The organism is Paraglaciecola polaris LMG 21857 (genome assembly GCF_000315055.1).
Taxonomy (GTDB): domain Bacteria; phylum Pseudomonadota; class Gammaproteobacteria; order Enterobacterales; family Alteromonadaceae; genus Paraglaciecola; species Paraglaciecola polaris.
Map to the genome: position 1 here is coordinate 42,532 of NZ_BAER01000025.1, position 21,876 is coordinate 64,407.

Consider the following 21,876-nt stretch of genomic DNA (forward strand, 5'->3'; position numbering starts at 1 on the left):
TGAGATGGCGCATTCGCGCCCATTAGCAGGTATGTATTATGTGTAGTGATAAAAATGATCAAAATTTTGATGCTATCGCTAACAAATTTGAAAAGAATATTTATGGCACGAGCAAAGGTCGTTTACGCCATGAGTTATTACTTTATCATCTCAATCGTAACATTGATTTTAGTACGCTGAATTCAGCACTTGATGCAGGAGGGGGCACAGGTGAAATGTCCCTTGTCCTACTTGATAAGGGCTTGGATGTGACGTTAAGTGATATTTCTAATGAAACTTTAGAGATCGCTAGACAAAAATGTCAAAACAGCAACACGTTAACGTTAGTGCTTAGTGATATTCTTGGGTTAGCTCACAAGCAATATGATTTAGTTGTGTGTCATGCGGTACTTGAGTGGTTACATGATCCGTACACAAACATTCAAAAATTAATTGCTATGACCAAGGTCGGTGGTTACTTTTCTCTTACCTTCTTTAATAAAGATGCCCAATTGATGGGAAATTTATTATACGGTAATTTTGATTATGTACGTCAAGGTATGAAGGTCAAAAATCAAGTTAGATTGAGCCCCGATAAACCTCTGCAGCCCAAGGTCGTATTAGATTTTATAAATCAACAAAACGTAACAGTGATCTCTATGGCAGGTATTCGCTGCTTTCATGATTATCTAAAACATCCGGACATGCAGCAAACGCATTATGAGCAACTAAAAGAGGCCGAAATGACCTTCGGCACTAAAGAACCTTTTATGTGGTTGGGTAAATACTTTCATATATTGATGCGCAGAGTAGCCTAATAAGCAGGTACTCGTGAACAAGTGTTGCTTTATCAGGCAGGTAGCAACGCTGAAATATCACCTTCGATTTGTGCGGGTTTAGTTTTAGGTGAATAACGTTTAATTACATTACCCTGATTATCAACCAGAAATTTTGTGAAATTCCACTTAATACGCGTTGTGCCAAATACGCCCGGAGCATGCTTTTTGAGATACATAAATAGCGGATGGGCATTGATACCATTGACTTCTACTTTAGCGAAAAGCGGGAAGCTGGTTGCAAATTTATTGGCACAAAATTGCGCTATTTGTTCATCGTCATCTGGCTCTTGATGACCAAATTGGTCACAAGGAAATGCCAGCACTTCAAATCCCTTGGCATTAAATTTGTCTTGCAGCGTTTGCAAACCCGAATATTGAGGGGTAAACCCACATTGACTTGCTGTATTGACGATCAATAAAACTTTACCGTGATAGATATCAAGTGAAAGACCATGGCCATTGTTATGCTTTGCGGCAAATTGATAAATGTTATTCAACGGATTCATTCCGGTTTACTGATGGATGTAATATAGTGGCATTTTTACGCAAACTATCAAGGGTTTAAAGCATCATAATGACAATAAATGTAGCCTTTATCGGACTCGGCGTCATGGGTTTCCCAATGGCTGGCCATCTCGCCAATGCGGGTCACAATGTCACGGTATACAACCGTACACAATCAAAAGCACAGAGTTGGATGACTTCCTATCAAGGCGAAATGGCCCAAACGCCTGGATCTGCAGTTAAAAACGCCGACATTATATTTATTTGTGTGGGTAACGATGACGATTTACGCTCAGTAATATTAGGTGAGCGGGGGATACTCGCCTGTGCCAAAAACGGCGCTATTATCGTAGATCATACGACTGCGTCAGCAAACGTAGCGAGAGAATTGGCTGAGTTGTGTCAAGCAAAAGAAATCGACTTTCTCGATGCCCCAGTCTCAGGTGGGCAAGCCGGTGCTGAAAAGGGGCAGCTTACCGTTATGCTAGGCGGCCAGCAGGCGAGTTACGTTCGAGTTCAGCCGATTATCGACGCATACGCTAAGTTTAGTCAATTGCTCGGGCCGGTAGGCAGCGGACAGTTGGCTAAAATGATGAATCAAATTTGTATTGCTGGTGTCGTTCAAGGGTTAGCGGAAGCATTGCATTTTGGACAAAATGCCGGATTGGATTGCTCAGCGGTAATAGATGTTATTTCACAAGGAGCAGCCCAGTCTTGGCAAATGGAAAACCGCTCGTCTACCATGCTAAAAGGCCAATACGATTTTGGTTTTGCTGTTGACTGGATGCGTAAAGATTTAGGTATTGCCCTGGATGAAGCCCGAAAAAACGGCAGTACGCTGGCACTAACGGCTTTGGTCGATCAGTTTTATGCTGATGTGCAACGTCAAGGTGGAAATCGCTTTGATACATCCAGCTTGTTAGCGCGTTTACATCATTCCTAGAACGATTGAATAGGAGGAATTAATGTGCAATATATTGAACTACTCTTCTTACGTGGATATTTTATATTTGAATAAAGTGTCGATTTATCGTCTACCATAAGCTGATCAGGCTTGATGGTAAAATGAGGTCCCTAAATGAACGTGAAATTACTATTTGTCGTTTCTGTTAGTTGCATATTAACGGCATGCACTACCCCATATGGCTATCATGATCCTGCGCCTGATACCTGTGATGGTGCGCCTGGTTGCGCGGTATCTGCTGTTGTTGATGGGATATTTAAAACGAAACCGACAAAAAATAAAAAGTTGCTCTGAAATGACCGGAAAACGCAAAAAATCCTGTGACGCTCAGGTTGCGGCACTTAAAGCGTCAATTGAAAATGCTAAGCGACAGAAATAAAGCACGACGCGGCCATGGCGCCGTGCTTTATGCTAGGACGGGACAACCGTTAAAGAAGCAGGCATTACGTCGTAACAGGTTCACAGTTCCACTGATGGCCATGAAAACTGACATTTGCTTTTGAAAACTCCCGCTCGGCACGCCATGTGCGATTGTTTAATTTAACCACCACTCCAGGGTAAATCCGCTTGTTTGCCATGATCATAATGCGCTGTTGGTAATCGTCTTTATTTGCGGCGAGTTCGACGGCTTTTTGCTCGAGCCACTGCATTAATTGATTTTCATTTTCAAACATTTCTTGCGCGGCATTAACTTTACCGCGCAGATCATCGGGTATGAATTTACTGTGGATTATTTTCATACGGTCTTGATGACGACTGCAGTTTTGCCGTATCTGCCTGACTAGTTCGTCTAACGAGTCCTTACGGGCTAGTAGGGTATTGAAACCTTCACTGAAATCGATTGTTAGGTTACTGCCAGACACCGCCCCAAATGTGCCTGCTTGCACTCTGTTTTGGCTGAATATGCTGCAAGCAAACAAATTTCCGTTGGGTTTGTCTACCGGACCGACATACATTTCTTTACGACAAACGACTTTACTGAAAGCCAATTGGCGCCCAATTGTCACACCACCATCACATTTTATATCTAAGCCTTGACCATGTTGAATATGAATACTGCCTTTGGCGCGCAGCACAGTGCTGTATTGTGTTCCCGCATCATTCACCTTACCCATAGCCCCCTCTGTGATAATGATATCACCGCCAGCATGGATGGTGGCAGACTCAACAAAACCGTTTACCGTGACATCGCCAGTGGCAATAATTTCCATTTTCTCAGTTATGTCACCGTTAACCAACACTGCGCCATTATAGTTGACGTTGCCAGTTCCCACGTTTACGCCTTTGCATATATAGGTGTCGTCGACCCACATTTTTTGATCTTTAAATTTAGGCATACCTGATATTTCAGCGATTAAGAGATTCTCATCTTTTTCACTTATTGCCGTGCCATCTCCTGGACGCAAGGTTAACCACTCTCCAGCTTTAGGTTTGATTATTTCACCTGTCACCGTGTAGCCGGCTCGTCCGTTGGATGGGGGTAAACGACGAAGTAATTCGCTACCAACTTTAACGCAAATAATATCTCCTAGGTTACGCATATCTACGCGCCCATGGTTGGCGGTTTGCGGACGTAAGATACGTTCTAAGGCATTTTGCACTAACGGTTGTAATTTAGATGAGCGACCTGTTTTTGCTGGCAGGCCTTTGGCAATTACGGCTGAAACAGTCTCCCCAGAGTTAGCCACCTGAAAGGTTTCATGCAAGGCATATACTCTTTTACTGCTCAGCCCCCGCATAATTTTATTGTCTTTTGCATCGGCGATAAGGGATTGCACCGTTAATGCCGGGGCACCATAACCTTTGGTTATCGTCATCGTTGCACTTAACTTACCGTCCTCAAGTTTACATTTAACACTGTTTTGGCGACGCTCGCCAACCCGTTCCATTACGGGCTCGTCAGACTCACTTTTTATGGATTTTTGCAAATTGGACAGCAGCGTAAGAATGGCATCATCGCTAATATAAAAATCTGCAAATTCACTATTTTTCAGCATGTTATGCAATGATTTTATATCAAGTTTACTTTGCAACTCTGCAGGTCTAATTTGTACACTGAGGTGCGTATCCGACTCATCAACCTGTAAGGTTATTCCTTCCATTCTCACCACCTAACGTTTTAAATATCTAACTAGTTCAACATTAACCTTAAGCCATGACTTCGAGCTAATCATTAACAGCTAACTGATTTGTTATCGACCATACACAAAATAGTATGATTAAACTTTACTCTACCTCGCTTGCTCAGCACATTAAAGCTGTTCAGCGTATCTATATAAGGCTTTAAGTATGGCTAACTTGTCGTTATTTGTTTGATGCTCTTGTGAAAGCAATTCTAACGACTGCATATAATCTGACATTGTTATATTCGACGGCGAACCTTCGTCAAGTAAACGGAATTTACGATGGTTTTGCCAGCGCTGCAATTCTAGTTCATTCAAGGTGGTGGGGAAATTTCGCGCCTTATAATAAAACAATAGGGTGTCGAGTCTAGGATCTTCAAACGGCAAGGTTAAATCCGCTAATTGCGCAGGACTGCATCCGATAACTTGATTCATCAAGTCCCGATCTCTCGGGCTGAAAAACGCGCCGGAATACAAAGCATGATCGGCTTCGTGCTCAGCCTTTGGTTTATTTTCACTGTGCACGGTGATGAGCTTTTCAACCAGCTCTGGATGTTGCTTTAATAATTGTAGATTTTGCAAGCAGGTTGCGCGGTTGATACCAAGACGTTCTGCATTGTCCTCACTTAATGATTTAGCAGGAGCGAGTACAGGGCTTTTATTAACATGGATAAGTTTAATGGGTAAGCGCTGTTCCCCTTCCTCAAGCATATTGCTTGGGGTGTATAACTTGGCAATGATTTCATCGACAGTTAACGACAATAAAGGTCGAATATCGAGGGCTAAATTCACTACGATATAGGCGTTTTTATTGATTGGATGCTGAGCAATCGGCGCAATCCAGGTACAACATCCATGCAACGCAGGTAATTTTGACGAAATATGCACCAAAGGCGTGTGGTTATTGAGATCAAACAGCGCAATGACATTCTTTTTAAGGCGTAAATTAAACAAGTAATCGTACAATTTTGGCTGTACCGTTTTTACCAGTTTGGCTAAGCCTATGGTCGCGTACACATCGGACATCGCATCGTGGGCCGCACTGTGTTCGATATTGTTTGCCTGACTTAAATCTTCTAGTTTAAAGCTAGGGCTGCCATCTTCTTTTAAAGGCCATTCAATGCCATCAGGACGCAGTGCATAACACGCACGTACCACATCGATAATATCCCATCGACTATTCCCATTTCGCCATTCCCGCGCATAAGGGTCATAAAAATTACGATACAGTGCGTAGCGCGTCACTTCATCATCAAAACGAATATTGTTGTAACCCGCCACACAGGTATTAGGCTGGCTAAACTCGTGATGAATTTTAGCGATGAATTCTGGCTCGATCATGCCATCTCGTAAACTACGCTGGGGAGTGATGCCGGTAATCAAACAGGCTTGAGGATTAGGCAAGTAATCATTGGGTATTTGATTAAAAATCATTAAAGGTTTGGAAATGATATTTAAATCAAGATCGGTACGAATACCGGCAAACTGACACGCTGGGTCTTTTTGCGGATTGACGCCCCATGTTTCATAATCGTGCCAAAAAATAGAGGGAGAAGACACAGCGTTCCTTAACGTTTTAATTGTCTTGAGATCTGAACAGAATTACGTTGCAAACTCAAATTAATCCAACGATTTGACGCATTAATCAGCAATCAAACGGAACATGGCGTTTATTTAATCTGTGCAGACTAAAGTTGTAGATGCTAATCCTATGAAATTCGCCAGTATGTGCTTAACTAAAAGTGTGTCAAAAACTTGTTGTTCAAATGGTAGTTTACCTTTGGAGTATTTATGCAATCATTACGTGTTAGCGATTATATGAACTGTCGGCCCGTGACATTTTCTGTTGAAATGTCTGTTGCTGAAGCGGTCGAGCGTCTATTGCAAAGTGGTCAAACCGGTGGTCCTGTGGTTGATGGCCAAAATAAAGTGATAGGATTTTTATCTGAGCAGGATTGCTTAGTCCGCATGATTGAGTCGTGTTATTACCGGGAGCAAGTGTGCCGCGTTAAAGACATTATGCGAACAGAGGTCGTTTCTATTCGCCCCTACGTTTCCGTGATTGAACAAGCACAAACAATGCTTGGTGCGAAACCTAAGATCTATCCAGTTGTGGACGATGATGGTTATCTATTGGGCACAGTCAATCGCTCTCAACTGCTAAATGCTATCGATATGCAACTTAGAGATGGCTACCGAATTGCTGGTTAAGGGTTTTTTAACGATTTAACGATTCGGTACTAGCATTTAAATACTCATTCTTCTAGGATCGACAACCATTATGGTTGTCACCTAGTATGAGCAAATTTTATTGTCTTCACATGCATCTGAAACGAAAAATACCCAGTTAAACTTTTCACAGTTAAACGAGCTGATTGAGCAATGTATGCTCGCTGACCGTTTTCGTTTTCGTCGGCGTATTCAGCAAATTCTGCGTTTGGATGAAACAAAGCAAGTCGAGGCATTGGCTAAACTAAGTAAAGATATTGAACGTTCAACATTATTGTGTGAACAGCGGCGTAATAATCGGCCTAAAATTGAATACCCTGATCTGCCCGTTACCGAACAAAAAGACAAAATATCCGACGCTATTCGCGATAATCAAGTGGTGATCATTGCGGGTGAGACAGGCTCTGGGAAAACGACACAAATCCCTAAGATTTGCTTAGATTTAGGACGTGGTGTGGCTGGGTTAATTGGCCATACGCAGCCTAGGCGACTCGCTGCACGAAGTGTGGCTAACCGTATTGCGGAAGAATTGAAAACCGAATTGGGCAATGAAGTCGGGTTTAAAATTCGCTTCTCTGATCAGGTTAGTGATCGTAGCTACGTGAAGCTGATGACTGATGGTATTTTACTGGCTGAAATACAGCAAGACAGATTTTTAAAGAAATATGACACCATTATTATCGATGAAGCTCATGAACGAAGCTTAAACATCGATTTTATTCTGGGCATATTGAAACAGTTGTTACCAAAACGCCCCGACTTAAAATTAATCATTACATCAGCGACGATTGATCCCGAGCGTTTCTCTAAGCATTTTGATAATGCACCTATTATTCAAGTTAGCGGGCGAACCTTTCCAGTAGAAATGCGCTATCGACCTTTACTAGAAGACGGGCAGGAAAATGATCGTGACCAAGCGCAGGCCATAATTGATGCAGTGAATGAGCTAGGTGAGCATAGTCAAGGCGATATACTGGTTTTCTTAAGTGGTGAACGTGACATTCGGGACATGGCTGATGCACTTACTCGTCAGCAATTCAGGCATACCGAAGTGGTTCCTTTATACGCAAGGTTATCAGCAGCAGAACAAAATAAAATATTTCAGTCTCACTCGGGACGGCGGATTGTACTTGCTACTAACGTTGCAGAAACATCGCTTACGGTGCCCGGCATTAAATATGTAATCGACCCGGGCACGGCGCGAATTTCCCGCTACAGCGTACGTAGCAAAGTTCAACGGCTGCCCATTGAAGCAATATCACAAGCATCAGCGAATCAACGAGCGGGGCGATGTGGCCGTGTTTCCAATGGTATTTGTATTCGTCTATATAGCGAAGAAGACTTTAATAATCGTGATGAATTTACTGATCCAGAAATTTTAAGAACTAATTTAGCGTCTGTTATTTTACAAATGCTGGCCTTGGGACTTGGCAAGATTGATCAATTTCCTTTTGTTCAAATGCCCGACTCTCGTAGCATTAATGATGGCTTTAACTTGCTTGAAGAATTAGGCGGAGTAGAAAAAGACACTGGACGTCTTAGTTTAACGACTATAGGTCGTCAGATGGCGCGCTTACCTATTGACCCACGTTACGCTAGGATGATAGTTGAAGCAGAAAAGCAAAATAGTATGCGTGATGTAACCGTGATCACTGCAGGTTTAAGTATTCAAGATCCCAGGGAGCGTCCGCAAGACAAGCGCCAAGCTGCGGATGAAAAACATCAGGCGTTTGCAAATAAAGATTCGGACTTCTTAGCATTATTATCCCTCTGGCATGAGTTCAAAGCTAAGCAGGCTGAACTTACCAATAATCAATTACGTAAATGGTGTAAGCAGTATTTTATCAATTATCTGCGTATGCGGGAATGGCAAGATATTGTCAGCCAGTTGAAAAAATCTATTGCCGAGCTTGGTTTTAGGATCAGCCAAGCGGAGGCGGATTATCAAGCTATTCACCAAGCTATGGCTGCGGGGTTGTTGTCTCATATCGGAAATAAAGATAAAGATAAAGAATACCTTGGAGCACGGAATAGCCGTTTCATGTTATTCCCTGGTTCGGGGATTGCTAAAACCAGTCCCAAGTGGTTGATGGTTGCAGAATTGGTTGATACCTCACGGTTATTTGGACGGATGGGGGCTAAAATTGAACCCCAATGGCTTGAATCATTGGCTGGTCATTTAATCAAACGTAACTACAGCGAACCCCACTGGTCGAAGAAGCAAGGCACCGTGCAGGCATTTGAGAATGTTGTTTTATATGGCTTACCCTTAGTCACAAAACGCCGGGTCGCATACAGTCAGATTGATCCTGTCATCAGTCGCGCGATTTTTATTCGTGAAGCACTCGTTAATCAAGATACCAAGCTTAAAGATGATTTTCTAATTGAAAACCAGCTAGAAGTTGACGAAATTAGAGGGTTAGAGGATAAAATCCGCCGTCGTGATCTGCTTGTAGACGAAGAGGCACTGGTCGACTTTTATGCTGAGCATATCCCTTCGCACGTCTGCAGTGAGGCAAGCTTTAAAAAATGGTGGAGTAAAGCGCGTAATAATACACCTGATTTACTGTCCTATTCAAAGCAAATGTTGCTTAAAAATTCGCCGGTAAAAGCGCATGAAATTGATTTCCCTGAAACGTGGCGACAGGGTAATTTGACCCTAAGTCTGGATTATCATTTTAACCCAACTGACATTGATGATGGGGTAAGTCTGTTAGTGCCATTGTCTTTGCTAAATCAACTATCTACTAGCGGTTTTGATTGGCTAGTACCCGGGTTACGCCATGAACTTATTATTACCTTAATTAAATCACTACCCAAACGCCTTAGACGTAATTTTGTGCCTGCTCCTAACTATGCTCAAGCGTGTTTAGCGGACATTTTACCCATAGATGATAAGGGGCGAGCTGTGGGATTTTTAAACGCATTGACCCTCAAGCTAAAGCGTATGACAGGTGTCGAGGTCACAGCCGAAGATTGGCAAATCGATACATTACCGTCGCATCTTCATTTTAATTTTAAAGTTTTAGATGAACATAATAAACTATTCAAGCAGGGTCGAGATCTGCATGGTTTACAGCATGAGCTGCAAAGTAAGGTTAAGCAGAGTTTAAGTAGCATCGCCAAACCCGGCCTAGAAAAATCAGGTCTAACAAAATGGGATTTTGATGCGCTACCCGAAGAGTACGAGAGTAAACAAAGTGGCTTTAATGTTAAGGCGTATCCGGCGCTAGTCGCGCAAAAGCACTCTGTGGCAATTAAGTTATTCGACAAGCCTTATATGGCGCAATCATCACATCAGCTTGGTCTAAGGCAATTAATATTGATATCAATCCCATCACCGATAAAATATTTGCATGAAAAGCTCCCCAATAAAGCAAAGCTAGGCTTGTATTTTAACCCTTTCGGCAAAATCACAGCCCTTATTGATGATGTTATTGCTGCAGCGATAGATGAACTGGTTACTCAATTTCAGTTACAAAATGGCAATATACGCACGCCCGAACCCTTCGAAAAGTGTTGTGTTTTTGTGCGCAGTGAAATCAACGATCGGGTATTAGAAATTGCGCAAAAAGTTGAAATAGGTTTAACAAAGGCACACCAGATTAAGAAAAAAATGAAGGGTAACGTCCCCATGAGTATGATCAATGCGTATGGCGACATTAAACAACATCTAGATAGCTTGGTATTTGGCGGTTTTACCAGCGAGATAGGAGCGGGGCGCTTAAATGATTGGCAACGTTATATCGAAGGCATTGCTCGGCGTATTGAAAAACTGCCGATTGATCCAACGAAAGACAGGCTTCACCAGCTGAATGTTGAAAAAGTGCAGCAAGCGTACGCAAAGCAGTTAAATAAAGTGCCAGCAGGTCTACCTGTGCCTGATGCGCTAGCTGAAGTACGTTGGATGATCGAAGAATTACGGGTGTCGTTTTTTGCCCAACAATTAGGTACGGCTATGCCTATTTCAACGAAGCGCATCATCAATCAACTCGAAACAGTGAGCTAATAAGATGAGCAAACAATAGATTAAACGACTTGGTTTGCATAAAGTCCGTTGACTTTGCTTTAACGGCACCCTATAAACACAGAGTAGGCAATAAACTAGGATGGAATTTTGATGTTAGGCTACAACGACAAACGTAATTTTTTTCGTATGATGGTGAACTCAGCGTGCGAAATAGTGGTTAACGACGATGAGTCGAGTCGTACATTACCAGCGGTATGCAAGGATATAAGCGCAACTGGTATGTCATTCGAAGTAGATGAACAATCGGTAGAAATTGGTACTCTGGTCGATGTGTATATAGAATCGACCAATAGCCAAATCCCGTCCTTATCCGCTAAAGGCAGGGTAGTGCGATCTGAATGCAGTGAAGATAAAACCTGTATTATCGGTGTTGAAATAACCGAGATGAATTAACAGGCCTTATATTAAAAAGAGGCGTCAGGCTATTTTCAAGGTTTGTGTATTGCGCCGAGCAAAAAGACGTAATGTCTAGTGCGCAGCGCAGGGTAATGTATTTAAAGTACCTTGCAAATTAGGCCTTTCAAATAGAACCCTTCGGGATAGTTTGTGGATACCGGATGATCAGGCGCCTGAGAAAGACGTTGTATTATCTGTACCTCACGACCTGCATCTAGCGCTGCATCTGCGACGACCTTCTGAAATAAATCAAATGGCATTAAGCCAGAGCAACTAAAGGTGGCGAGGATCCCACCTGGTTGCATAATTTGCATCGCCAGCATATTAATGTCTTTATAGCCTCGACAGGCTCGGTTTAAAGATGCTTTTGAGTCAACAAACTTAGGAGGATCAAGTATGATCTGTGAGAAATGTCGTCCTTCGGCCTTGTAATCACGTAGTGCTTGAAACACATCTTGATTTTTGAATTCACATTTGCTGATATCTAAATCATTAATTTCAACGTTACGTCTGGCCGTCTCCAATGCTAAATCAGAAACATCTAAACTAGTCACACTGCGCGCACCGGCCGCTAGGGCATAGCTACCAAACGTGCCTGTGTAACAGAAACAGTTCAATACATCTCTGTCGTTAGCATATTGTGCGGCAATCGCGCGATTGTCACGTTGGTCTAAATAGAAGCCGGTTTTATGACCAAGTTTTACATTAACAATTATTTTAACCCCATTTTCTTCGATGATGACCTCATCAGGGATGTCACCACTCAATACTTGGGCAACTTCCTCTAACCCTTCTTTTTTACGCACTGCGACATCGCTTCGTTCATAAATAGCATGTTGCGGAAATTGCGATTTCAATGCCCAGACGATTTTATCTCTGTGCTTGTCGGCGCCAGCTGAGAGCAACTGACAGACGATGACTTGATTATAGATATCTATCGTTACCCCTGGTAACCCATCAGATTCCGCAGCGATTAATCGGTAACCGGTTAAACCGTGCCGCCGAATCAATTCTTCTCTAGAAAGTTGTGCTTTTGCAATACGACGCTGAAAAAAACCGTTGTCGACACTTTCATTTTGCTCAAACGTCCATATTCTAACTTGTATCTGAGAATGCGGTGAATAGGCACCGCGACCGAGCCAAAGGTCATCATGACTATAAACATCGACAGTATCGCCAAGATTCAAGCGGCCTTTTGCACTTTCAATTGCACTGGCGAAAATCCAAGGGTGACGGCGTAGCAGCGATTTTTCTCGCCCGGGGTGTAATGTAACGCGTGATGACATAGTGTGGTGGTTTCCAACAAACAGAATTAAATAGGTGAACGTGGGACAGACTTTTGCCTTCGAGCATCAAATTGAACAAGACATTCAATGGAGAATTCATGCAATTTATTGATTATCAAGAAAGTACAGCAACAGACACGCTTTTTATTAATGATACAACAAAACCTGTGCTCAAGCATGGGCAAGTGTTGTTAAAGGTGCATAGCTTTGGCATAAACCGCGCTGATACCTTGCAGCGTCAAGGAAAGTATCCTGCGCCGAGAGGCGAAAGTCCTATATTGGGCCTTGAGGTGTCAGGCGAAATTGTTGAAATTTACGCCGATGACGATAACTCACCATCTCGGTGGAGTATCGGTGATGAAGTGTTTGCCCTGGTCGCCGGTGGTGGCTATGCCGAATACGTCGCGGTCAATGCCACACATCTTATGTCAAGGCCTAAAAGTGTTGATATGCCTAGTGCAGCTGGTATTGCTGAGGTTTTTTTAACGGCTTACCAAAGCTTATTTCAAGTGGCTGGATTGAAACCTCAGCAGCGTGTGTTGATACATGCAGGGGCAAGTGGGGTCGGTCTCGCTGCCATTCAATTGGCAAAAGCGCATGGATGTCATGTGAGTGTTACGGCATCAAGTGAGAAGAAATTAGCCATATGCGAAAAGTACGGTGCTGATCGACTGATAAATTATAAAGAACAAAACTTTGCTGAGTGCTTTGAGCAAGGCGGCGTGGATGTCATCATTGATTTTGTCGGCGGAGATTACGTCAATCGTAATCTGCGTATTTTGAATATCGATGGGACCATAGTTTACCTTGCTATGCTTGCAGGACGATATGCAGACAAGCTCGATATGGCGCTGATGTTAGCTAAGCGAGCAACGATTACCGGTTCGACATTACGCAGTCGCAGCGATGAATATAAAACCGTATTAATTAAAGATTTTTCGGAACGCTTTTTTGCGGATTTAGAAAATGGTGCTCTGCGTCCTGTCATTGATACTCAATATGGCGTTAGCGATATTACCACCGCCCATCAACGGCTTGAGCAAAACGACAGTATGGGGAAAATTATAGTTTCTTGGTAAATATACTGAAACATAAAGGTGGCTAGGGGAGATTATCACCCTAGCCAGATTTGAACTACCTCTGTAACAGCACACTAAACTCTTGTTTGGATACATAGCCATCTTTGTCGCCGTCTAAGTCATTAAAGATAGCGGCAAGGGTGGTATCAATGCTCGCTTCTTTAGCGCTAAGCATATTGTCTTCATTAACATCCAAGGCTGCAAAAATGTCAGTAGCGGCAAATGCACTTGCTGATGTCAACGCTATTAAGCCTGCAATCACTGTTTTTTTCATTTGGTTCTCCTGATACTTTATTTGTTAGTGTTACTTTGTTCGTTTAGACGCTAATACTATTCGAACCATCTGACTAATTTTCCAATTCACTCGCTGTAAGGTATCCGTCTTTGTTAATATCGAGCTCTGCGAATACCGATGATAAAGCTGCATCTGATGAAGCTTCTTCTAGGCTGATACGGTCATCGTTATCAGTATCTAGCGCATCCATTAAATCTTCTTGGGCGTAGACTGTTCCAGAGGCCAGAAATAGGCCGGTAATTACAATTAACGTTTTCATAATGTCGATTCCTTATGGCTAAACAAAATTAGCTAGGTTGTCGTTGTTAAGCCAATTTCACGCTTTGCGTTTTTATTAAGGCATAACAAATTTGACGAGCAATATTACTCAAATATTCATATTAAATGGCAGCGAACGTAAACGTCACTATTCAGATGTTGAATACAATTCAGGTATTACATGGATTATGCCAAAGTTAAAAAGTACATTATATTCAATGGTTTGGGATGGTCTTGGAGAGAAAAGCTGTAAACTAAAGACTATATAATAAGGTATATGTGTGGATACGATTACACTTAACGGTTAGTGATATAAAAGGTATTATTAATCAGTGACTTAAGGCGAAGCTAATTAGTTACGCGTAGCGAAAAAGCGACAATATACATAATAATAGAGCGTTATCATATGCATAATGTCACTTGCTCAGTGCACGCGGAGTGCCTACCTAGCCTTTAGGTAGATTACTGATCCACATCGTTTGATAAGGTGCCAACACTATACTGCTTTGTGAAGCATATATCGGCTGTTGCGTCATTAGGTCTAACCACTGGTCAGTACCTACCAAATTGATGTCGCTTAGATGAATTTCTTGAGGTTCATCACTGATATTACTCAAGCAAAAAATACTTTGTCTTCGGTCGATGCTTTGACGCCAAAAACCGAAAATATGATTACCTAGCTGTAAAGTGAACTGTGTTGCATTAGGGTGAAAGGCAACTTGTCGCCGCCTGATTGTTAATAACTCACCCATGGCTTTTAATACGCGATGATGTTGGGAGTAAGGTGAAGCCAGTTGCTCTTGCAGTTCCCCATACTGCCACTTATGACGGTTTATCGCGCGGTTATGACTGGTGTTTTTTACTCGTTCATAGTCATTACCTGTTGCTAACAAACTGTGAATATAGATCCCCGGGATCCCTTCGAGTCCCAGCATAATGGCATGGGCACAGATAAAACGCTGGAAACCCCATTTATCGGTACCTTTTGTTGTCCCTTGTAATGCATCATATAACGCAATATTTATTTCATACGCTTTTTGCTGGCCATTTTCCGAAGCTCGCCAGGATACTCGGCCACCGAAATTTTGCATAGTATTAACCAATACGGTGAGCTCTTCGTCTGCTAGTAGTCCTTCTGCAGGTCGCAGGCCTATGCCGTCATGAGAGGCGATAAAATTGAAGTAAGTGGTGCCGTTCTGGGCTGGGGGCATGCTCATAAGCCAGGATTTTAAGTAATGACAGTCGCCAGTGATAAGGGTATTGACCAATAATGGCGGAAGCGAGAAGTTGTATATAGCGTGTGCTTCGTTGGCGTTACCTAAATAGGCTAAATTTTCGCGATTGGGGATATTGGTTTCAGTGATGATGATCACGTCTGACTGTGCGTGCTCTATTAGGGTACGCAATAACCTAACGACTTCATGGGTTTGCTCTAAGTTAATACAATTAGTGCCAATTTTTTTCCACAAAAATGCCACGGCATCTAGACGGAACAATCGAACGCCGTTGTCTAAGTACTGACGAATAATAGAGACAAAGGTTTGTAATACCTTTGGATTGCGAAAATCAAAGTCAACCTGATCGTGACTAAACGTACACCAAACGTGTTGCATGCCTGTGGCGGTCTCTGTTTCACGCAACAAAGGAGATGTACGTGGTCGCACTACATTTGATAAATCTTCGTCAGGACTCGCTGTGTAAAAGAAGTCGCTGCCTAACCCTTCACCCTTAATGAAATTATCGAACCACGCACTTCTTGCAGAACAATGATTGATGACGACATCTGACATCAATCTAAAGTCAGTTGCGATGCGCTTTATATCTACCCAGTCTCCTAATGACTCATTGACACTTGAGTAATCGATGACTGAAAAACCATCGTCTGAGCTGTAGGGAAAAAAAGGCAAAATATGTACGCTGTTCAAATTATCAATACAGCGTTCGTTAAGAAACTTATGTAACGTCTTTAAAGGCTTAACGCCGGCTTCTTCAATTGAGTCACCGTAGGTTATTAGCACAGCGTCTTGCTGAGTCCAGTTGTTGTGGTGACGCAGGGGAGGGGGGATATCTTGATTTTCACTTAGCCCTATGGTCGACAAAAGATCCTGAGCAAGCGCTTGATAGCTTAGGGGTAATTCGACGTCATTATAAATGACGGCTAAGTGATGTTCGACTAACTCGGTTAGCTGGTTGTATGTACTTTGCATTACGTCACCATTGTTTATGTTAGCGCTAAAGGGTATTTTTACATTCGTTATAGTCTTGTTCAACAGCATTTTTCAGACGCTCGAGTACATTTGGCATGGCACTGATGACTCTATTCCAACTGGGAATAAAAGGTGTTTCCATTGGGTTATCTAAGAAGCTCTCACCTGCCTTCATAATATTTTGGGCAAATAATTCAACTGCTTTTTCTTCATTGTGAATATCTAACGTGAGGCCATTCATAATGGCATCGTTGTGGTAGGTTTCAACGAAGTCTAACGCAATACGGTAGTAAGTCGCTTTAATCGAGCGAAAGGTCTCGGTGTTAAATGTTTCTCCCTGGGTCGCAAGTTTTCTAAACATAGCCTTAGTGATATCAATCGACATCTTAGATAGCCCACCTGCATCGTTGTCAGCAGAGAGGTCTTGATGTTTATGATCGTATGTTTTTGCGATATCCGCCTGACATAAACGATTATTAGAATAGTTACGATGCATTTCCGATAACACACCAATCTCCAGGCCCCAGTCACTGGGAATACGAATATCACTTAATACATCCCGCCTAAACGAAAACTCGCCCGCTAGGGGGTAGCGGAAGCTGTCCATAAATTCCAGATAGTCAGTATTGCCAATAACTCGCTTGAGTGCGCGTAACATAGGCGTGACTAATAAACGAGACACTCGGCCATTAATCTTACCGTTGGCGACCCGGGCGTAATAACCCTTACAAAATTCATAGTTAAATTGTGGATTGGCAACCGGATAAATAAGTCGAGCCAGTAAGCTACGATCGTAAGTTAAAATGTCACAGTCATGAAGAGCGACTGATTCAGCAGTACCTGTGGCCAGAATATAGCCCATGCAATACCAAACATTACGACCTTTACCCAACTCCTTCGGCGCTAAGCCTAAAGCAGCCAATTCGTTATCAAGGGCTTTTAGGCGAGGGCCGTCGTTCCACAGTATGCGATGGTTTTGGCCTAATTTATCGAAAAAAGTTAAGGCGTGTTTATATTGTGCTTTATCTGCGCGATCGAGTCCGATAACCACTTGAGATAGGTAAGGCACTTTAGCTATTTCAGATACTATATGGGGTAGTGCTTCGCCTTCAAGTTCGGAAAATAGCGAGGGTAGGATAAGCGCCATGGGGCGACGACGAGCGAAACTAACCAACTCCTTCTCTAGATCCTCAACTGGACGTTCAGAAAGGTTATGCAAAGTTGTAATGATGCCATTTTGATAAAAATCAGCCATAGTGATTCCTTTAGTTCTCGGATTTAAATGATGTACAATTTTGTAAATTTAACATTCACGGATCAATATTTTGCTTAAGCATTCGCTCCAACCTGATGGACCCATCAGCGAACTGTCATAAATACCTGAGGTGCGTGTTAAAGTGGGGAAATTGTGAGTGGGAGATTTGATGCGTACGGCAATATCGCTCGCTTCCAACATAGCAACGTCGTTATTACTGTCGCCAAGGGCAATACTGACAGTCGCACGGAGGCCAAGTTGACGTTGATATGCATCGACTAACCAAATTAATGCCAGTCCTTTGTCACACTGACCAGACACCCCGAGAAATCGCCCACCTTGTAAAACGTTGGCCCCTAATTGTTGCAACTGAGCAATAAACAGCGTTTTGCGTTCTAGCGTACCAAGCCATTTAACCGGTTCGCTGTATAATCGTGTATTTGCTAATCGGGCACTTTTTTCATCTAGGCCGGTGTATTGAATGATGTCTTGATTACTCATGTTAGAGAACTGCAAAAACTCACTATCAAATTCAGAAAACAATTTTGAAATTAGGTCCAGCCAGTGGGGACGAGGTCGCACAAACTCCTTAACCCAGTATCCAGGTTTTTCGATGCAACCTTCTGGTCTCGTATGGAACAGATGTTGCGGTAAATAAATCGCCGCACCATTTTCAACGATACAGGGGCCACTGAGTTGCAGTTCGGCCATAAGTACATCAAGTTCAGCCTTGGTTTTACTGGTAGCAGGAATGACGGGGAAGTGCTTACTTTTTAGGGTGTTCAGCATATCTAGGGCTGGGGAGTAATCATAGTTGTCGTGATCCAACAATGTGCCATCCATATCAGTAAAGACTAAAACCTGTTTAAGCATAAGTACTCCTGATTTGTTGGTCGGAAATTCTGCGCTGACTATTTAAGGTAAATACCACATCACACTTATTTTCTAACGTTTCTAAAGCGTGCTGCGTAAGGCGTTGATAATATTGTATGAAAGCCTGCACTTGCTCATCCGTCATAACGCCAGTCTCAGGATTATCTGATTTAGCGGGGAGAGAATGACGTAATTTTTGTTCTTGCTCTAAACGCCAAGCATAGACACAGTCAAATGATGGTGCTTTTAACATTATCCAATAATCCATGAACGAATATAGTGGGGCATAGTGTTGCTCCAATTGACGATTGACAAACTTGCGCCAGACGCCAGTTTCGTCCTGCTCGTGCTCTAGTGCATTTACTGCATTGAGCAGTTGATTGTCATTTTGCGGATCTACCCCCCAACACCAACCCTCGAAAATAACCACATCAACAGGCTTGGTTATCGTCTGCCATTCTTGCCTAGGAGCCGGGTTATCAGTGGCTTTATTAAAACGGGGAATAGACACCTGATCAGCGCTTGCACGTAGTTGTTCCAATACTCGTGCTGCTTGGATCATATCGTGGGTCCCGGGTACTCCTCGAGTCTGAAAAAGAGGATGCACCTTCACCGCAATGGCGCTCCGTTTTGATTGATCAAAATAAAAGTCATCTAACGACATAACAACTACATGCAAATCATATTGCTGGCTAAGGTAAGCGCTTAAAAAGTCCGATAAAGTTGATTTACCAGAGCCTTGGCATCCATTAATGCCTAAAAAATAGGGCTTTCCTGCACCTTTTTGGTGCTTACTAATATTGTCTGCTAAGGGGATGTACCATTTTCTTGCATCATGTAAAAAATCCTTGCTTAACTTATGTTTATCAGCAAATTCGGTCAACATATTCATGTTTATTCCCCTGTTTTGCACCAATATTGTTATGTTTTGTTTCGGGTGAAAACCGCCCGATAGCAATACTTAATACAACATGTATGCCAATCACTAAATCACGTCGGTAGTACTGCAATTATTGTTTCCTCACATTCTAAATTTACTGCCTCCTGAAATAGAAATTCATATTTACTGACAACTATCTACGGGGTTTTAGTAAGCAACAAATAGCCTTGGGTATGCAAAGTATGGTAAAAATGTACTGTGGTTTAACTCCGAGCCTATACACCTAACTCACAAGACAGGGTGTGCAGGCCGCGATGTGCATTCAATGTTGAATGTACTATTGCCAGGGTTGCGAGAGAAATCGGACAGCCTCCCCGTAAGTGTTACGTAAATAAGGCGTAGCAACTTCAATTTGGAAAGGTGTTAGTGAATATGTTGCAAGATAAGTTCGGCCGTCGATTTCATTATCTGCGGTTATCAATTACTGATGTGTGCAATTTTAGTTGTGAGTATTGTTTGCCTGATGGCTATCAATGCGACACCGACCGAGACTTTTTGTCTCTCGAAGAAATTACCCATATAGCGAGTGCTTTTGCCCAACTTGGCACCAGCAAAATTCGTATTACTGGTGGAGAGCCGTCTCTACGTAAAGATCTGCCTCAAGTAATACAAGCCTGCGCAAATACCCAAGGCATCAAACATGTTGCCATGACGACCAATGGTTATAAATTACCAGATCACATAGATAGTTGGGTCGAAGCGGGCCTAACATCTATGAACATAAGTATCGATAGTTTAGACCCCCGTATGTTCGCCTCAATTACCGGTCACGATAAACTGGACGTTATTTTACGCGGTATCGACAGAGCGATCGAGCTAGGGATAACCGTCAAGGTAAATGCTGTTCTTATGCGACACTTTAATCAAGGTGAATTGAAAACCTTTCTTAATTGGCTCAAAACGACTCCCTTAACGTTGCGTTTTATCGAGCTTATGCAAACGGGTGACAACCAGTTGTTTTTTGATAAAAATCATACTTCTGGTCAACCAATTAAAGATCAACTTATTGCGGATGGCTGGCAACAAATTGTGCGCGATAAAACAGCGGGCCCTGCCCAAGAGTTTTCTCATCCTGATTATCAGGGGCGTATCGGACTTATTATGCCGTACAGTAAGGATTTCTGTGCTACGTGTAATCGTTTACGTATCTCCGCGTTGGGTAAACTGCACTTATGCTTATTTAGCGATCAGGGTTTAGATATTCGTCAATTTATTGCGGATGGCGATACCCAACGATTACAAGATGAATTAAGCACATTACTGGGTGACAAAAAATCGACCCATTTTCTGCATGACGGCTATACGGGTGCGACTAAACATCTCGCGATGTTAGGTGGTTAACTTTGATGGTCGAGCAAACGTCAAATCGACCTGAAACTAATGTAGTTGGCTTGGTGTTAGCGGGCGGATTGTCGTCACGCATGGGGACTGACAAAAGTAAACTGCGTTTCACCCATAATGATATATCCCTATTGCACCACGCGACCCAACTATTACATCAAGTGGGCCTTGATACCGTATTAATCAGTGGCTCTGAGCCACAACATATTCAAGATGAGTTTAAGGGATGTGGTCCATTAGGAGGCATCCATGCTGGATTTAATTACATCAAGCATAATCACCACCGCGCTAGCGCGATGTTTGTATTGCCTGTGGATATGCCAAATTTATCATCGAGTACGTTAATGTCTCTGGTGAAAGCTGGGATACAAAGTAATGAAATAGTTCATTTCGAGGCTTGGAATCTACCCATGTGCATTCCCTTACATGAGGACATTTTCGCGTATTTAAACAATACGTTATATCAGGGAGCATTTTTTTCGTTGCACAGTTTACTGCGAGTATTTAACGCTCAATCGATACCACTAGTAACAGGTATCGACTGCAACGAGTTTGATAATATTAATCTTCCGGCTCAGTGGGAAGATTTGAATCGCTCATTTAATACGAAGCGATGACATAATATTTACCTTAGGTACCGTCACTTTATAACATTCAGGCGCAGGCAGTATCCACAAGCTTGCAAATAATTATTAGCCGCGTCGTTAATGACGCTATAACGAAGGAATTTCATGGCACATTCTTCTATTTCAAATACAGTTCCCCTGAACATCGCTGTATTAACGGTATCAGACACCCGTGACGAAGAGACTGATACCTCAGGTGCGTACTTAGTGAATGCTCTGCAAAGTGATGGTCACAGCCTCGTGGAGAAGTGTATTGTCAAAGATGACAAATATCAGCTTAGAGCAACCGTCTCAAATTGGATTGCATCTTCCAACGTTCAAGTTGTGTTAGTTACCGGGGGGACAGGATTCACGGCTCGCGATACTACCCCTGAAGCCTTGTCAGTGTTGTTTGATAAAGAGATAGAGGGATTTGGTGAACTATTTAGATATATTTCCTACACCGAAATAGGGACGTCTACTGTTCAATCTCGTGCAATCGGTGGTATGGCAAATGGCACCGCAATTTTTTGCATGCCAGGTTCAACAGGAGCCTGTCGTACCGCGTGGAATGGAATATTACAGCAACAGCTCAACGCTGGGCATAAGCCATGCAATTTTATTGTGCATTTGAAAGATACAAATTTAGCGCCGTGTGACAGCAGAGGTTAAT

General features: G+C 42.6%; 20 protein-coding genes and 1 riboswitch. Of the genes, 10 read left to right on the top strand and 10 right to left on the bottom strand.

All coding sequences use genetic code 11. The features are described from left to right. Positions 1-38: 38 nt before the first annotated feature. Positions 39-797: a methyltransferase domain-containing protein gene (locus GPLA_RS05405; RefSeq protein WP_007103843.1), complete on the top strand. Its 759-nt coding sequence runs from the start codon at positions 39-41 to the stop codon at positions 795-797. 32 nt (positions 798-829) lie between these two features. Here the strand turns inward: GPLA_RS05405 and GPLA_RS05410 are convergent, their stop codons facing one another. Beyond that, complete coding sequence (locus tag GPLA_RS05410; protein WP_007103844.1) at positions 830-1,324, bottom strand: glutathione peroxidase; 495 nt, start codon at positions 1,322-1,324, stop codon at positions 830-832. Positions 1,325-1,392: 68 nt separating this feature from the next. On the opposite strand from GPLA_RS05410, the gene GPLA_RS05415 reads away from it, so the two are divergent. Both GPLA_RS05415 and GPLA_RS05420 read left to right on the top strand, forming a co-directional pair. Next, entirely contained in the window at positions 1,393-2,265 is an 873-nt protein-coding gene (locus tag GPLA_RS05415) for an NAD(P)-dependent oxidoreductase (protein ID WP_007103845.1), read from the top strand. 135 nt (positions 2,266-2,400) lie between these two features. Further along, positions 2,401-2,580 carry a hypothetical protein gene (locus GPLA_RS05420; protein ID WP_007103846.1) on the top strand — a complete coding sequence of 60 codons (180 nt, stop codon included), beginning with the start codon at positions 2,401-2,403 and terminating at the stop codon, positions 2,578-2,580. A gap of 149 nt (positions 2,581-2,729) precedes the next feature. Here the strand turns inward: GPLA_RS05420 and GPLA_RS05425 are convergent, their stop codons facing one another. Then, positions 2,730-4,388: a DUF342 domain-containing protein gene (locus GPLA_RS05425; RefSeq protein WP_007103848.1), complete on the bottom strand. Its 1,659-nt coding sequence runs from the start codon at positions 4,386-4,388 to the stop codon at positions 2,730-2,732. A 150-nt stretch (positions 4,389-4,538) separates the two neighbouring features. Then, positions 4,539-5,969, bottom strand: coding sequence for an exodeoxyribonuclease I (gene sbcB, locus GPLA_RS05430; RefSeq protein ID WP_007103849.1), 1,431 nt, complete (start codon positions 5,967-5,969; stop codon positions 4,539-4,541). Between the two features lie 231 nt (positions 5,970-6,200). On the opposite strand from sbcB, the gene GPLA_RS05435 reads away from it, so the two are divergent. From GPLA_RS05435 to GPLA_RS05445, 3 genes are all read left to right on the top strand, one after another. Further along, positions 6,201-6,620: a CBS domain-containing protein gene (locus GPLA_RS05435; RefSeq protein WP_007103850.1), complete on the top strand. Its 420-nt coding sequence runs from the start codon at positions 6,201-6,203 to the stop codon at positions 6,618-6,620. A 100-nt stretch (positions 6,621-6,720) separates the two neighbouring features. Beyond that, positions 6,721-10,647, top strand: coding sequence for an ATP-dependent RNA helicase HrpA (gene hrpA / locus GPLA_RS05440; protein WP_007103851.1), 3,927 nt, complete (start codon positions 6,721-6,723; stop codon positions 10,645-10,647). Positions 10,648-10,758: 111 nt separating this feature from the next. Then, on the top strand, positions 10,759-11,061 hold the full coding sequence (locus GPLA_RS05445; protein ID WP_007103852.1) for a PilZ domain-containing protein: 303 nt from the start codon (positions 10,759-10,761) through the stop codon (positions 11,059-11,061). A 101-nt stretch (positions 11,062-11,162) separates the two neighbouring features. On the opposite strand, the gene GPLA_RS05450 is transcribed toward GPLA_RS05445, so the two are convergent. Beyond that, positions 11,163-12,350 (bottom strand): class I SAM-dependent rRNA methyltransferase, encoded by a 1,188-nt coding sequence (locus tag GPLA_RS05450; protein WP_007103853.1) that lies wholly within the window; start codon positions 12,348-12,350, stop codon positions 11,163-11,165. Positions 12,351-12,448: 98 nt separating this feature from the next. Between GPLA_RS05450 and GPLA_RS05455 the strand changes: the two genes are divergently transcribed. Next, the gene (locus tag GPLA_RS05455) at positions 12,449-13,429 is read left to right on the top strand and encodes an NAD(P)H-quinone oxidoreductase (protein ID WP_007103854.1); all 981 of its coding nucleotides are present in this window, start codon (positions 12,449-12,451) and stop codon (positions 13,427-13,429) included. A 55-nt stretch (positions 13,430-13,484) separates the two neighbouring features. Here the strand turns inward: GPLA_RS05455 and GPLA_RS05460 are convergent, their stop codons facing one another. From GPLA_RS05460 to GPLA_RS05485, 6 genes are all read right to left on the bottom strand, one after another. After that, complete coding sequence (locus tag GPLA_RS05460) at positions 13,485-13,703, bottom strand: CREC-EF hand family protein (protein WP_007103855.1); 219 nt, start codon at positions 13,701-13,703, stop codon at positions 13,485-13,487. 73 nt (positions 13,704-13,776) lie between these two features. Further along, complete coding sequence (locus GPLA_RS05465; RefSeq protein ID WP_007103856.1) at positions 13,777-13,983, bottom strand: EF-hand domain-containing protein; 207 nt, start codon at positions 13,981-13,983, stop codon at positions 13,777-13,779. Positions 13,984-14,428: 445 nt separating this feature from the next. Continuing rightward, positions 14,429-16,189: a sugar phosphorylase gene (locus tag GPLA_RS05470; RefSeq protein WP_007103857.1), complete on the bottom strand. Its 1,761-nt coding sequence runs from the start codon at positions 16,187-16,189 to the stop codon at positions 14,429-14,431. A 25-nt stretch (positions 16,190-16,214) separates the two neighbouring features. Further along, complete coding sequence (locus GPLA_RS05475) at positions 16,215-17,444, bottom strand: glycosyltransferase family protein (RefSeq protein ID WP_007103858.1); 1,230 nt, start codon at positions 17,442-17,444, stop codon at positions 16,215-16,217. 48 nt (positions 17,445-17,492) lie between these two features. After that, positions 17,493-18,317, bottom strand: coding sequence for an HAD-IIB family hydrolase (locus tag GPLA_RS05480; RefSeq protein ID WP_007103859.1), 825 nt, complete (start codon positions 18,315-18,317; stop codon positions 17,493-17,495). Further along, positions 18,310-19,203, bottom strand: coding sequence for a hypothetical protein (locus GPLA_RS05485; protein WP_007103860.1), 894 nt, complete (start codon positions 19,201-19,203; stop codon positions 18,310-18,312). Before GPLA_RS05485 ends, GPLA_RS05480 begins: the two co-directional genes overlap by 8 nt. 249 nt (positions 19,204-19,452) lie before the next feature. Further along, a riboswitch (molybdenum cofactor riboswitch) is annotated at positions 19,453-19,636 on the top strand. On the opposite strand from GPLA_RS05485, the gene moaA reads away from it, so the two are divergent. The 3 genes from moaA to moaB all read left to right on the top strand — a co-directional run bounded on the left by moaA (position 19,630) and on the right by moaB (position 21,875). Further along, positions 19,630-20,598 carry a GTP 3',8-cyclase MoaA gene (moaA, locus tag GPLA_RS05490; protein WP_007103862.1) on the top strand — a complete coding sequence of 323 codons (969 nt, stop codon included), beginning with the start codon at positions 19,630-19,632 and terminating at the stop codon, positions 20,596-20,598. Its footprint overlaps the riboswitch before it by 7 nt. A 5-nt stretch (positions 20,599-20,603) precedes the next feature. After that, positions 20,604-21,215, top strand: coding sequence for a molybdenum cofactor guanylyltransferase (mobA, locus tag GPLA_RS05495; RefSeq protein ID WP_007103863.1), 612 nt, complete (start codon positions 20,604-20,606; stop codon positions 21,213-21,215). 114 nt (positions 21,216-21,329) lie between these two features. Continuing rightward, positions 21,330-21,875 (top strand): molybdenum cofactor biosynthesis protein B, encoded by a 546-nt coding sequence (moaB, locus tag GPLA_RS05500; RefSeq protein ID WP_007103864.1) that lies wholly within the window; start codon positions 21,330-21,332, stop codon positions 21,873-21,875. Position 21,876: the final 1 nt, after the last annotated feature.